At 69.2% G+C, this 13,460-nt stretch carries 14 protein-coding genes; 3 read left to right on the top strand and 11 right to left on the bottom strand.

All coding sequences use genetic code 11. The features are described 5' to 3' along the window. The gene (gene glgC, locus ABTV10_RS07715) at positions 1–1,215 is read right to left on the bottom strand and encodes a glucose-1-phosphate adenylyltransferase (protein ID WP_430331627.1); all 1,215 of its coding nucleotides are present in this window, start codon (positions 1,213–1,215) and stop codon (positions 1–3) included. A gap of 100 nt (positions 1,216–1,315) precedes the next feature. Here glgC and glgA point away from each other — a divergent pair, with 100 nt between their 5' ends. Next, positions 1,316–2,488 (top strand): glycogen synthase, encoded by a 1,173-nt coding sequence (gene glgA / locus ABTV10_RS07710; protein WP_499033705.1) that lies wholly within the window; start codon positions 1,316–1,318, stop codon positions 2,486–2,488. On the opposite strand, the gene ABTV10_RS07705 is transcribed toward glgA, so the two are convergent. The 10 genes from ABTV10_RS07705 to dapE form a co-directional block, all read right to left on the bottom strand. After that, positions 2,475–3,329 (bottom strand): putative RNA methyltransferase, encoded by an 855-nt coding sequence (locus ABTV10_RS07705; protein WP_499033703.1) that lies wholly within the window; start codon positions 3,327–3,329, stop codon positions 2,475–2,477. The genes glgA and ABTV10_RS07705 overlap by 14 nt on opposite strands. A 100-nt stretch (positions 3,330–3,429) precedes the next feature. Then, positions 3,430–3,588: a DUF3117 domain-containing protein gene (locus ABTV10_RS07700; RefSeq protein WP_499033701.1), complete on the bottom strand. Its 159-nt coding sequence runs from the start codon at positions 3,586–3,588 to the stop codon at positions 3,430–3,432. A gap of 164 nt (positions 3,589–3,752) precedes the next feature. Continuing rightward, positions 3,753–4,352, bottom strand: coding sequence for a DNA-3-methyladenine glycosylase I (locus ABTV10_RS07695; protein ID WP_499033700.1), 600 nt, complete (start codon positions 4,350–4,352; stop codon positions 3,753–3,755). Beyond that, positions 4,349–4,693 carry a DivIVA domain-containing protein gene (locus ABTV10_RS07690; protein ID WP_499033698.1) on the bottom strand — a complete coding sequence of 115 codons (345 nt, stop codon included), beginning with the start codon at positions 4,691–4,693 and terminating at the stop codon, positions 4,349–4,351. Before ABTV10_RS07690 ends, ABTV10_RS07695 begins: the two co-directional genes overlap by 4 nt. Positions 4,694–4,737: 44 nt before the next feature. Further along, positions 4,738–5,661 carry a glucosyl-3-phosphoglycerate synthase gene (locus ABTV10_RS07685; protein WP_433611303.1) on the bottom strand — a complete coding sequence of 308 codons (924 nt, stop codon included), beginning with the start codon at positions 5,659–5,661 and terminating at the stop codon, positions 4,738–4,740. Continuing rightward, positions 5,658–6,560, bottom strand: a complete 903-nt coding sequence (gene folP / locus ABTV10_RS07680; protein WP_499033697.1) for a dihydropteroate synthase — start codon at positions 6,558–6,560, stop codon at positions 5,658–5,660. Before folP ends, ABTV10_RS07685 begins: the two co-directional genes overlap by 4 nt. A gap of 29 nt (positions 6,561–6,589) precedes the next feature. Further along, the gene (locus ABTV10_RS07675) at positions 6,590–8,365 is read right to left on the bottom strand and encodes a long-chain-acyl-CoA synthetase (protein ID WP_499033696.1); all 1,776 of its coding nucleotides are present in this window, start codon (positions 8,363–8,365) and stop codon (positions 6,590–6,592) included. A gap of 89 nt (positions 8,366–8,454) precedes the next feature. Further along, a complete protein-coding gene (log, locus tag ABTV10_RS07670; RefSeq protein ID WP_499033694.1) occupies positions 8,455–9,000 on the bottom strand; it encodes a cytokinin riboside 5'-monophosphate phosphoribohydrolase in 546 nt (181 codons plus the stop codon). Further along, the gene (locus ABTV10_RS07665; RefSeq protein ID WP_499033692.1) at positions 8,997–9,803 is read right to left on the bottom strand and encodes an LOG family protein; all 807 of its coding nucleotides are present in this window, start codon (positions 9,801–9,803) and stop codon (positions 8,997–8,999) included. The genes log and ABTV10_RS07665 overlap by 4 nt, the downstream gene beginning before the upstream one ends. Before the next feature lie 18 nt (positions 9,804–9,821). Next, complete coding sequence (dapE, locus tag ABTV10_RS07660) at positions 9,822–10,919, bottom strand: succinyl-diaminopimelate desuccinylase (protein ID WP_499033691.1); 1,098 nt, start codon at positions 10,917–10,919, stop codon at positions 9,822–9,824. Positions 10,920–11,037: 118 nt separating this feature from the next. Here dapE and dapD point away from each other — a divergent pair, with 118 nt between their 5' ends. Both dapD and ABTV10_RS07650 read left to right on the top strand, forming a co-directional pair. Next, positions 11,038–11,991, top strand: coding sequence for a 2,3,4,5-tetrahydropyridine-2,6-dicarboxylate N-succinyltransferase (gene dapD / locus ABTV10_RS07655; RefSeq protein WP_433611291.1), 954 nt, complete (start codon positions 11,038–11,040; stop codon positions 11,989–11,991). A gap of 10 nt (positions 11,992–12,001) precedes the next feature. Further along, positions 12,002–13,384 carry an amino acid permease gene (locus ABTV10_RS07650; RefSeq protein WP_499033689.1) on the top strand — a complete coding sequence of 461 codons (1,383 nt, stop codon included), beginning with the start codon at positions 12,002–12,004 and terminating at the stop codon, positions 13,382–13,384. The last annotated feature ends 76 nt before the right edge of the window (positions 13,385–13,460 follow it).

The following is a 13,460-nucleotide window of genomic DNA, read 5'->3' as shown; positions in this document are numbered from 1 at the left end:
CTAGATCCAGACGCCCTTCCCGATCGTCACGACGCCGCCGTTGCTGACGGCGAAGCGCTGCCGGTCGCGTTCGAGGTCGACGCCGATGATCTCGCCTTCCCCGACGACGACGTTCTTGTCGAGGATCGCGCGGCGCACCACGGCGCCCTTGCCGACCCGTACGCCCGGCATCAGGACACTGCCCTCGACGGTGGCGCCGTCCTCGACCATCACGTTGGAGCTGAGGACCGAGTTCCGGACGGTGGCCGCGGACAGGATCGAGCCCGCACCGACGACGGACTCCTGCGCGAGCCCGCCCTTGACGAACTTGGCGGGCGCGAGGTTCTCACCGCCGCCGCGGATCGGCCAACGCCGGTTGTAGAGATTGAACACGGGGTGCACCGACACCAGATCCATGTGGGCGTCGTAGAACGCGTCGATCGTCCCGACGTCCCGCCAGTACCCGCGATCGCGGTCGGTCGCGCCCGGGACCACGTTGTTCTTGAAGTCGTAGACCGAGGCGAGGCCCGCGTCGACGAGGGCCGGAATGATGTCGCCGCCCATGTCGTGGTCGGAGTCGGAGTTCTCGGAGTCGGCACGGATCGCGTCGACGAGCACCTTGGTGGTGAAGACGTAGTTACCCATCGACGCGAACGTCACGTTGGGGTCGTCCGGGGTCCCCGGCGGGTGTGCGGGCTTCTCGAGGAACTGGGTGATCCGGCCCGATTCGTCGCTGTCGATGCACCCGAATGCGAACGCCTCGCTGCGCGGCACCCGGATGCCGGCCACCGTCACCCCGGCACCGGAGTCGATATGGTGCTGCACCATCTGCTCGGGGTCCATGCGGTACACGTGGTCGGCACCGAAGACGACGATGTACTCGGGATCCTCGTCGTAGACCAGGTTGAGGGACTGGAAGATCGCGTCGGCGCTGCCGGTGTACCAGCGCGGACCGAGCCGCTGCTGCGCGGGCACCGGGGTGATGTACTCGCCCGCGAACCCGGACAGCCGCCAGGTCTGCGAGATGTGCCGGTCCAGCGAGTGAGACTTGTACTGGGTGAGCACGCAGATGCGCAGGTAACCCGCGTTCACCAGGTTGCTGAGCACGAAGTCGATGAGCCGGTACGCACCGCCGAACGGAACCGCCGGCTTGGCGCGGTCAGCGGTGAGCGGGTACAGGCGCTTGCCCTCGCCGCCGGCGAGCACGATCCCGAGCACATGGGGCTGACTCCTCACACCAGTCAACCTATCCGGCGGCCCCCGACCGCCGCCACCGTTGCCGGGAACACGTGCGAGCCCGCTGGCCGGAACGGGTTCCGGCGGTTACGTTTACCCGGTGCGGGTCGCGATGATGACGAAGGAGTATCCCCCGGAGATCTACGGAGGCGCGGGGGTCCACGTCACAGAACTCGTCGCGCACCTGCGCCGGCTGTGCGAGGTCGACGTGCACTGCATGGGTGTCCCCCGCGACGGCGCGTTCGTGCACCGTCCCGACCCCGAACTCGCCGGCGCCAATCCCGCCCTCAGCACGCTGTCGGCCGAACTGCGGATGGCACAGGCGGCGGACGGCGCCGACGTCGCGCACTCGCACACGTGGTACACGGGGCTCGCGGGCCACCTGGCCGGCGCGCTGCACGACATCCCGCACATCGTGACCGCGCACTCGCTCGAACCGCGGCGACCGTGGAAGGCGGAGCAGCTCGGCGGCGGCTACCGCGTCTCGTCCTGGTCCGAGCGCGTCGCGATGGAGCACGCCGACGCCGTCATCGCGGTGAGCGCCGGCATGCGGGCCGACGTCCTCGACACGTATCCGACGATCGACGCGGCGCGGGTCCACGTGGTGCACAACGGGATCGACTCGGAGGTGTGGCATCCCGGCCCGGCGGCGCCCGGACGCGTGTCGGTACTGGCGGCGCATGGGATCGATCCCGGTCGCCCGATCGTCGTGTTCGTCGGCCGGATCACGCGACAGAAGGGGCTGGGCCACCTCGTGGCCGCGGCGCACGCGTTCGATCCCGCGATCCAGCTCGTCCTGTGTGCGGGCGCCCCGGACACCGCGGAACTCGCCGCCGAGACGGAGGCGGCCGTCGCCCGACTCTCGGCGCACCGGGCCGGGGTCGTCTGGATCCGGGACATGCTCCCCACCGAGCAGGTACGCGAAATACTCGCCGCGGCAACGGTGTTCGTCTGCCCCTCGGTGTACGAGCCGCTAGGCATCGTGAATCTGGAGGCGATGGCGTGCGAGACGGCCGTGATCGCGTCCGACGTCGGCGGCATCCCCGAGGTGGTGCAGGACGGGGTCACCGGTCGACTGGTGCACTACAACTCGTACGAGCCCGAGGCGTTCGAGCACGCACTGACGGCGGCGGTCAACGAGATCGCGACCGACAGGGCCCGTGCGGCCGCGATGGGCCGGGCGGGTCGCGTGCGCGCGACGGCGGAGTTCTCGTGGGCGCGCATCGCGCAGCAGACCCTCGAGGTGTACGCCGACGTGCTCAGTCGGCGGTAGCGGCTCGGCGGTAGGTCGAGACGACGACGGATGCCGTCACCGGGAACAGTTCCGGCAGTGCGGCAATCGCCTCCGCCCGCCGCTCGGCAGTGAGGTGGCGGGCCGAGGGGCCCATTCCGACGAGATTCTCCACGTCTCGGCGTGACAGCATCATCCGGATCTCGACCGGGGTCCGGTGGGCGCGGTCGAACCGCCCTGCCACCGTTTCGCCGAGTCGCTCGACCTTGCGGTCGTCGACGCGGACCATCCCGAGCAGGTCGACCAACTCCGCGAGGTGCCGGTCGGTCGGCGTGAGGACGACGAGGGTGCCGTGGTCGGCGAGCACACGGTCGATCTCGGCGGCGTTGCGCGGCGCGAAGACCGACAGGACGTGGCTGAGAACGTGGTCGCGGACGGGCAGGGCCCGCCAGACGTCGGCGACGACCGCCGCGGCGCGCGGATGTGCGCGCGCCAGTCGCCGGGCGGCGGGTTTGGAGACGTCGAGGCCGATGCCCTGCGCCGCCGGCACCGCGTCGAGCACCCGGGCGAGGTAGTGGCCGGTGCCGGCACCGATCTCGAGGATTCGCGGTTCGGTGTCACCGTCGACGGTCTGCGCGACGGCGTCGGCGACCGCGTCCATCAGGGGGTCGAAGTGACCCGATCCGAGGAATTGGTCGCGCGCCGCGATCATCTCGGAGCTGTCGCCGGTGAATTTGGTCGCGGCGCCGGTCAGCAGTGTCACGTAGCCCTGTCGGGCGACGTCGAAGCTGTGGCCGCGCATGCATACGAGGGCGCGGTCGAGCAGGTCCAACTCGTCGCCGCATTGCGGGCACGCGAGCAGTGCGCACACATCCGTCAGCACCTGTACCGCCGTGCCCTTTCCGGAAGATCGTTCGCCACCTGCAGGCGCCGGCCGGGTCGACGAATCGACCCGGCCGGAACACCGAAGAGAGAGGATCCTCTCAGCTGGTGACACCCTTGAGTTCGTCCCCGAGCGCCGCAGCTTCCTCCGGGGTGAGTTCGACGACCAGACGTCCGCCGCCCTCGAGCGGAACCCTCATGACGATTCCTCGTCCCTCTTTGGTTGCCTCGAGGGGACCGTCCCCGGTCCGGGGCTTCATGGCCGCCATCCTCTGCTCCCTCCACATCTGCGCCGGATTTCGACTAGCGCCTCGGGTTACCGTGGGTGCCTCGCCAGCACTTAGCGAGGCTCTGTACTCCATTCTTCCCTATCGAGTGGGTTGCCGGGTAGCTGAGGCGAAAAAACCACTCGAATCAGACACCTCTACCCGTGCTGTTCGACCCAGCAGGAGGTGAGGTGGTCGTCGACCATACCGGTGGCCTGCATCAGTGCATACGCCGTGGTCGGACCCACGAATCGGAAGCCTCGACGCTTCAGCTCGGCGGCAATCGCGGTCGACTCGGGAGTGATTGCGGGCACGTCCTCGACTCGCTCGTACCGCCGCGCGCGCCGCGGCGGGGCGAACGACCACAGCAGCGTGTCCAGGTCGGTGTCGGCGAGGTCGAGGACCGCGCGCGCGTTCGCGACGACGGCCTCGATCTTCGCCCGATTGCGGACGATGCGCGCGTCACCGAGGAGTCGCGCGACGTCGTCCTCGGTGAAGGCCGCCACGGCCTCGGGGTCGAATCCGGCGAACGCCTCCCGGAACGCTTCTCGCTTGCGCAGGATCGTGATCCACGACAGCCCGGACTGGAAGGCCTCGAGGGAGAGTCGCTCGAACAGCGCATCGCGGCCGTGCAGCGGCTGCCCCCACTCGAAATCGTGGTAGTCGCTGTAGATCCGGGAACCGTCGGTGTCGACGGCCCACGGGCAGCGAGGTCGCCCGTCCGCCAACGAAACATCCTCCCCCACAACCGCGCTCATCGGCCCGCCTCCGCGTCGTCGGGCCCGGCGGAGTCGTCGGGACCGTCGGACGCCGGCACGTCGACACGTTCCGCCAATTGCGCTCGCAGGGAATCGATCTCCCGACCGAGACGATCGAGCGCCCAGTCCACCTCGCTCGCCTTGTAGCCGCGCAGCGTCTGCTGGAACCGCAGCGCCCGCACGTCGGCACCGCTGACCCCCTCGGCGGGCAGCACCGTCGCGGTGGTCCCCGCCGGCAGCGGTGGCAGTTCCTCGGAACGACCGAACACCGCGCTGGCGGCGAGGTAGAGCAGGCCACCGACCAGCGCCATGATCACCAGGTACAGCAGGACCGTCAGCATGCCCCGATACTGTCACGAACCTCCGACACGCACCGTGAGGGCTGTCAGGAACGGACCGTGTTCATCGGCGGCCGATCCGCGAGCGAGACGTCGGTTCGCGCCGGGACGAACGAGTCGCCGTCGGAGACGAACTGTGTCAGTCCGGCACCGCTGTCGTCGACGCCGCACCGCCGCAGCATCGTGCCGATGATCTGCCGGCTCATCACGCCGAGCTCGGACAGCGGCCGGTTGCGGTGCTTGCGCACGCCCAGGTTGACCTGCCCGATCGCGGCGAGCCCGAGACGGTCGTACGTGTCGAGGAGCAGGCCGATCTCGACGCCGTAGCCGGGCGCGAACGGCACCGACGACAGCAGTTCGCGGGTACCGGCGTACTCGCCGCCGAGCGGCTGCAGCACACACGTCAGCTCCGGACGCAGTGCGGCGAGCATGGGACGCGCGACCAGTTCGGTGACCCGACCGCCGCCGTTGGCGTCCTCGGTGCCGCTCACGCGCAGCGGACGGCGGTAGTAGCCCTTGACCAGGTGGATCCCGTCCACCGTGAGCAGCGGGCCCAGCAGCTTGGGGACGAACGCCGGATCGGGCTCGACCAGGTCGGAGTCGACGAAGGCGATCAGGTCACCGCTGCTCGCGGCGATCGAACGCCACAGCACCTCGCCCTTGCCGGGCACAGGGGGCAGGCCCGGGACCGCGTCCTCACGGCTGATGACCGTCGCCCCGGCGGCGGCGGCCCGCTCGGCCGTCGCGTCGCACGAGCCCGAGTCGAGGACTATCAGCTCGTCGACGAGCCCACCCAGGAGCGGGTGGATGGTGTCGACGACACCCGCAACGGTCTTCTCCTCGTTGAGTGCCGGCAGCACCACCGACACCGTTCGCCCCGCCTTGGCCCGCTCGAGTTCGGCGATGCTCCAGCACGGGTGATCCCAACTGTTGGCGTCCGTCCAGGTGCGCGACGCTTCGGTGATGCTCATGCCAACCCCCGTACGGTGCGGACGGGCTGCCGGGTACCCATGATCGCGGCGACCATGTCGACCACACGCCGGGTCGAGGCAACCTCGTGGACGCGGAACACGCGAGCGCCGCCGGCGGCCGCCAGCGCGGTCGCCGCGAGCGTGCCCTCCAACCTCTCGGCCAGTTCCACCCCCAAAGTCTCTCCGACGAAGTCCTTGTTGCTCAGCGCCATCAGCACGGGCCATCCGGTCTTAACGAGATCTTCCACGCGACGCAACAATTCGAGTCCGTGAAAGGTGTTCTTCCCGAAATCGTGGGTCGGGTCGATCAGGATCGAGTCCGCCTTCACACCCAGTCGGGCCGCGTGCTCGGCCGCCCCGACCACCTCGTCGACGACGTCGGCGACGACGTCGGTGTAGCGGACTCGGTGCGGGCGGGTGCGCGGCACCGCACCCCCGGTGTGCGAGCAGACGATTCCCGCACCCAGTTCGGCGGCGACCTCCACGAGATGGGGGTCGGCGCCCGCCCACGTGTCGTTGATCAGGTCCGCACCCTCGGCGCACGCGAGTCGTGCCACCTCGCTGCGCCACGTGTCGACGCTGATGATCACGTCCGGGTGGCGCGCGCGGATCGCCTCCACGAACGGCACCACGCGACGGATCTCCTCGGCGCTGTCGACCACGGCGCCCGGGCCGGCCTTGACCCCGCCGATGTCGACCAGATCGGCGCCCTCGGCGACGGCGCGATCGACGGCCGCCATCGCTGCCTCGTCGGTGAACGTGGCGCCGCGGTCGTAGAACGAGTCCGGGGTGCGGTTGACGATCGCCATCACGAGTGCACGATCGGTCGCGACCGGCCTGCCGCAGAGCGTGGGCAGGACGTGGCCGGGGGCCGAGGTGTCATCGGGGCGGGGTGCCATGCCCCCATAGTCGCATGACGGGGATCGCACTACGCCCTGGGAGCATTCCCCTCGGCGACGTGACGCGCGTAGTCCGCGTAGGCGGGCACGTAGCCGTCGGTCCGGCCGGCCAACACGTACAGCCGGTCGACGCTCACCGAGTACCCCTCCTCGCGCAGTCCCACCTTGCGGCTCTTGAACGTCGAGGTCGTCTCGAGCGAGTCGACCACGCGCACGAACAGGGGAATCGCGTACACGGGCAGCCGGTCGAACAGCTCCTTCGCGAGCAGCTCCCCGTCGAACTCGTACCCCGGGTGCATCGTCACCGCCGCCATGCCCGCCTTGCCGTCGGTCCCCGGCACCGCGACGCCGTACACGACGGACTCGTCGATCGCGGGACACGCCGACAGCGCGCCTTCGACCTCTGTCGTGGCGACGTTCTCGCCCTTCCACCGGAACGTGTCACCCAGCCGATCGACGAACGCGACGTGCATGAACCCCTGGGTGCGCACGAGGTCGCCGGTGTCGAACCAACAGTCGCCGTCCTTGAATCCGTCTCGGACGAGCTTCTTCTCGCTGGCGTCGGGATCGGTGTACCCGTCGAACGGTGCCCGGTCGGTCACCTTCGACAGCAGCAGTCCCACCTCTCCGGTGCCGACCCGGCGCAGGCGGCCGGCCGAATCCCTTCGGGCCCGGCCGGTGTCGGGATCGAACTCGACGACGGCGTAGGGCAGCGGGCAGAGTCCGGCCGTGCGGTCGACCCCGAGCGCATTGACGAACGCGATGTTGCATTCGCTCGCGCCGTAGAACTCGGCCACCCGGTCGATCCCGAATCGCTCGGTGAACTCGGTCCAGATCTCCGGGCGCAACCCGTTTCCGACGACGAGGCGGATGTCGTTGTCCCGGTCGGTCGGCCTGGGCGGCTGGTTGAGCAGGTACCGGCACACCTCGCCGATGTAGACGAAGGCGGTGGCCCCGTTGACCTTCGCGTCCTCCCAAAACCTGGACGCGGAGAAGGTGCGCCCGATGGCGAAGGTGGCGCCCGACGACAGCACCGACGACAGCGACACCGTGAGGGCGTTGTTGTGGTAGAGCGGCAGCGCGCAATAGAGGGTGTCGCTGCGGCGCAGACGAACTCCCATCGCGCCGAGGCCGGACATGCTCTTGAGCCAGCGAAAGTGGCTCATCAGGCTCGCCTTGGGCAGTCCGGTCGTACCCGAGGTGAAGATGTAGAACGCCCGATCCTTGCCCTGGATGCGCTCGCACACAGCAGGATTCGACGCATCCGCACCCTCGGCGGCGGCGTCGAGGTCGGCGCCCGAGAGCACCGTCCGAGCCTGCGGAGCACCCTCCAAGGATGCGACCGCCTCGCCGCACTCCTCCCCCACGACCAGGAGCCGGCTGTCCAGCAGCGAGAGACTGTGCGCCAGGACGTCGCCCCGCTGATTGTGGTTGAGCATCCCCGCGACGGCCCCGAGTTTGACCGCCGCCAGTGTCAGCAGCAGCGTCTCGGGCCGGTTCTTCATGAGGATGCCGACGACGTCGCCGTGCCGGACGCCGTGCTGCGCGAGGACGGCGGCGTACCGGTTCACCCGGGCGTTCGCCTCGCCGTAGGTGACGGATTCGCCCTCGAAGCGGATGAACGGATGGTGCGGTTGGCGCTGCGCCTGCTCCTGGAAGACCCGTCCGATGGACACGCGCGCGTCGGGTTTGCGGGTCAAGCCCAGTGCCCCACGCGCCAGGCTCGGGAGTTCGGTCGCCATCCGCGGGAGTTGCAGCGCCAGCTGCACGAGACCGATCGTCGGGGCAGTGGCGTCGGAACTCATCGGCATCCTTGTCGGGAGGGGACGGGGCGGTTCTTACTTCACAGTAACCTTTGCGCCCCGTCCCCGGAACCCCTCGACGGGAACCACTTTCACCTCGTGCAGGCGTCCAGCGCTTCCTCGACATCGCGTGTGACGATCAGACCGTCGAGCGCCCGCCGGGCGACGAAGCCCTGCGTCTCCAGGCCGTCGAGCCAGTCCAGCAGCGGCCGGAAGTGGTCCACGGGATCGAGCATCACCACCGGCTTCGCGTGCATCCCCAGGTATCCCGCCGTCCACGTTTCGAACAACTCCTCGAGCGTGCCGATACCGCCCGGGAGGGTGATGAAGGCGTCGGCGCGGTCCTCCATGATCTGCTTGCGTTCGCGCATCGTGTCGGTGACGATCAGCTCGTCCGCGTCGACGTCGGCAACTTCCTTGTGCACCAGCGCTTTCGGAATGACACCGATCGTCCACGCACCGGACGCGCGGGCCGCCTCCGCGACGGCGCCCATCATCGAGACGTTGCCGCCGCCGGAGACCAGTTGCCATCCGCGACGACCGATCGCGGCGCCCACCTCGGAGGCCAGCTGCAGGAACTGTGCATCCACCGGACCCGACGCGCAGTACACGCAGACGGCGAACTTGTCGCCGCTCACCACTCGTCCTCGTCCCCGAGGAGCGCCGCCTCGTCCACGCCCTGCTGCGACTCGACGACGATGCGCACCGCCTCGTCGATGCTGTCGGTGACGTGGATCAGATCGATGTCACCGGGCGAGATCTTCCCCGTGCTCTCGAGGACGCTGTGCAGCCAGTCCACCAGACCGGACCAGAACTCCGTGCCGACCAGGACGATCGGGAAGCGGGTGATCTTGCGCGTCTGGACCAGAGTGAGCGCCTCGAACAGTTCGTCGAGCGTGCCGAACCCACCCGGCAGGCAGATGAACGCCTGCGAGTACTTCACGAACATCGTCTTGCGCGCGAAGAAGTAGCGGAAGTTGATCCCGAGATCGACCCAGTCGTTGAGACGCTGCTCGAACGGCAACTCGATGCCGAGCCCGATCGAGTAGCCCCCGCCCTCGCTGGCACCGCGGTTCGCGGCCTCCATGACGCCGGGGCCGCCACCGGTGATGACCGCGAACCCGGCCTGCACCAGTGCGGCGCCGAGGTCGTGGGCCAGTCCGTACTCGGCCGACTCCTCCGACGTACGGGCGGAGCCGAACACCGTGACCGCACGCGGCACCTCGGCGAGGGCACCGAACCCCTCGACGAACTCGCTCTGGATGCGCAGCACCCGCCACGGGTCGGTGTGTACCCAGTCGGTGGGCCCACGCTGGTCCAGCAGCCTCCGGTCGGCGGTCGTGACCTCGGCCTTGCGGTCGCGCCGCAGCATGACCGGGCCGCGATGTTTCACCGATGCGTTTCCCTGCCGGGCCGCTCCGGTCTTCCTCTCAGGTGCCATGCGGCCAAGGCTAGGCGTTCACACGCTCAGGTACCCACGCAGCACGCGCGTCACGTCGGTGATCTGGTGGACCGGGACGTGCTCGTCCCGCTTGTGCGCCAGATTCGGGTCGCCCGGGCCGTAGTTGACCGCGGGAATCCCGAGTGCCGAGAAACGCGAGACGTCCGTCCAGCCGTACTTCGCGCGGTACTGCCCACCGGCCGCCTCGATCAGTGCCGCGGCCGCGGGATGCGACAGGCCCGGCAGCGCGCCCGCCGAGCTGTCGGTCACCTCGAATCGCAGCTCGAGGCCGCCCAGGGCCGACGGGTCGAAGATCTCACGGACGTGGTCGATCGCCTGCTCGACGCTGCGGTCGGGCGCGAATCGGAAGTTGACGTCCATCTCGGCGGCGTCGGGCACCACGTTGCCGGCCACCCCACCGGAGATCCGTACCGCGGACAGGCCCTCGCGGTACACGCAGCCGTCGATGTCCACCGACCTGGCCTCGTACGCCGACAGCCGCGCGAGTGCCGGCGCGAACTTGTGGATCGCGTTGTCACCCAGCCACGATCGCGCCGAGTGCGCGCGGGTGCCCGACGCCGTCAGGCGCACCCGCAGCGTGCCTTGGCAGCCGGCCTCGATGAAGCCGCCCGTCGGTTCGCCGAGGATCGCGACGTCGGCACGCAGCCATTCCGGCAGCTCGCGTTCGATCCGGCCGAGTCCGTTGTACTGCGCGGCGATCTCCTCGCAGTCGTAAAACACCAGCGTCAGGTCGTGGGCGAGGTCGGAGACGGTCGCCGCGAGGTGCATGAACACCGCGTCGCCGGACTTCATGTCGACGGTGCCGCAGCCGTGCAGCAGGTCGCCGCGCTCGTCGGACGTGCGACGGCTCGGCACGTTGTCGGCGATCGGCACGGTGTCGAGGTGACCGGCGAGCATGACGCGACTGGGCAGGCCGCGGTCGGTGCGGGCGAGTACCGCATTGCCGCTGCGGATCACCTCGAACCCCGAGGTCTGTTCCCGCAGCGCGGCCTCGACGACGTCGGCGATGACGCCCTCGTCCTGCGACACACTCGGAATGTCCACGAGGGCGGCGGTGAGATCGATGGGGTCGGCGTGCAGATCGAGAAGGCTCACCGTTCCAGACTAGGGGCACCCGAGCCGCGCTACCCGACCGGTCGGAACGCGGACCCGGGATCGCGATGGGCTCACCGCGTCCGGAGCGTGTCCGCGCGTTCGCGTAACCTGTGCATCCGTGAGTGCACAGGGAGCATCTGCAGTAGGCGTCGCCAACGTGACCGAGTCCGGCACGATTCTCGACACCTGGTACCCGGCCCCCGAACTGGGCGAGTACCAGGAGAACGGAACCGTCGCGCTCGAGGGAACCGACATCCCGTCGGACCTCGCGCTGCTCGCCGGCCACGACGAGGCCCGCGAGGTCAAGCAGGTCGTGGTACGCACGACCATCGCCGATCTGTCCGCGGCGCCGGTGGACGCGCACGACGCGTACCTGCGGCTGCACCTGCTGTCGCACCGCCTGGTCGCCCCCCACTCGATCAACCTCGACGGCATCTTCGGCCTGCTGGCCAACGTCGTGTGGACCAGCTACGGACCGTGCGCCGTCGACGGCTTCGAACTGGTCCGCTCGCGCCTGCGGATCCGTGGGCCGGTGACGGTGTTCGGCGTGGACAAGTTCCCGCGCATGGTCGACTACGTCGTCCCGTCGGGCGTCCGCATCGCCGACGCCGACCGGGTCCGCCTGGGCGCCCACCTGGCGAGCGGCACCACCGTCATGCACGAGGGCTTCGTGAACTTCAACGCCGGCACGCTCGGCAGCTCGATGGTCGAGGGCCGTATCTCCGCGGGCGTCGTCGTCGGTGACGGCTCCGACGTCGGTGGCGGCGCCTCCATCATGGGCACCCTGTCGGGCGGCGGCAAGCAGGTCATCTCGGTCGGCGAGCGCTGCCTCCTCGGCGCCAACGCCGGCCTGGGCATCTCGCTCGGCAACGACTGCGTGGTCGAGGCCGGCCTCTACATCACCGCCGGCACCAAGGTCACCGGTCCCGACGGCACCGTCGTCAAGGCCGCCGACCTGAGCGGCCAGTCGAACATCCTGTTCCGCCGCAACTCCGTCTCCGGCGCGGTCGAGGTGGTGCCGTGGAAGGGCACGGGCGTGGAACTGAACGCGGCACTGCACGCCAACGACTGATTCTCGGCTTGTGAGCTCCACCGAAACCCCCGTTCGACTAGGGCACGGCCTCAAGGTCCGTCATCTCACGATGATGGGCCTGGGGTCGGCCATCGGCGCCGGTCTCTTCCTGGGGACCGGCGTCGGGATCGCGAAGGCAGGCCCCGCGGTCCTCGTCTCCTACCTGCTCGCCGGTTTCGTCGTGGTGTGCGTGATGCGCATGCTCGGCGAGATGGGCGCCGCTCTGCCTGCGAGCGGATCCTTCTCGCATTACGCGCGGATCGGCATCGGCGAGTGGGCCGGCTTCGTGATGGGCTGGCTGTACTGGTTCATGCTCATCATGGTGCTCGGCGCCGAGATCACGGGTGCCTCGGCGATCGTGAACGACTGGTTGCCCGGCGTTCCGCAGTGGGTGATCGCCCTCGTCTTCGTGACGTTCTTCGCGGTCGTCAATCTCGCGAAGGTCAGCAACTTCGGCGAGTTCGAGTTCTGGTTCGCGGCACTCAAGGTCGCCGCCATCATCGGCTTCCTCGTGGTCGGTGTGCTGCTCGTCTTCGGTCTGCTCCCCGGCACCGACCCGGTCGGCTTCACCCATTTCCTCGGCGACGGCGGGTTCATGCCCAACGGCTTCGCCGGCATCGCCGCCGGCCTGCTGGTCGTGGCGTTCGCGTTCGGCGGCATCGAGATCGTCACGATCGCCGCGGCCGAGTCCGAGCACCCCGAACAGTCGATCGCCACCGCCGTCCGCACCGTCATGTGGCGGATCAGCGTCTTCTACATCGGCGCGATCGCGATCATGGTCTTCGTCCTGCCGTGGAACGATCCGGAACTGCAAGACGGCCCCTTCGTCGCGGTCCTCGAGAAGGCGAACATCCCGTACGTCTCCGGCCTCATGGAACTGGTCGTGGTGGTGGCGCTGCTGTCCGCGTTCAACGCGAACGTGTACGGCACCTCCCGCATGGCGTTCTCGCTGGCGCGGCGCAACGACGGCCCCGCAGCGCTCGCGAAGCTGTCGAAGTCCGGCGTGCCCACCAACGCGGTGCTGCTGTCGGTCTTCTTCGGTTTCGTCAGCGTCCTGCTGAACTGGCTGCTTCCCGACGACCTGCTCGGCATCCTGCTCAACGCCGTCGGTGCGGCGCTGCTGGTGATCTGGGTGTTCATCGTCATCGCTCACCTACGCCTGCGGCCACACCTCGAGCGCGAGGGCAAACTGTCGGTGCGGATGTGGCTGTTCCCGTACCTGAGCTACCTCACCCTGGCACTGCTCGGCGGCTTCGTGGTGCTGATGGCGTTCGACGAGGACGCGCGCGAGCAGCTGATCTCCACCGCCGTGCTGTTCCTCGTGATCCTCGCTCTCGGGCTGATCACTTCGCGCCGCCGAGCGCGCAAGGCCGCGGCGGAACCTGCGAACTGACCCGACGACCGCCCCCCGCGCCGGCGGATCCCGGCGCGGCGGGCGGTGTTCGCGTTTTCCCGTATGCGCCGTGGAT

Source organism: Paraburkholderia sp. RHO2 (genome assembly GCF_050955445.1).
In the GTDB taxonomy this organism is placed as follows: Bacteria; Actinomycetota; Actinomycetes; order Mycobacteriales; family Mycobacteriaceae; genus Prescottella; species Prescottella agglutinans_A.
The sequence above is the reverse complement of the archived record's forward strand: the minus strand, read 5'-3'. Positions and strand labels throughout refer to the sequence as shown.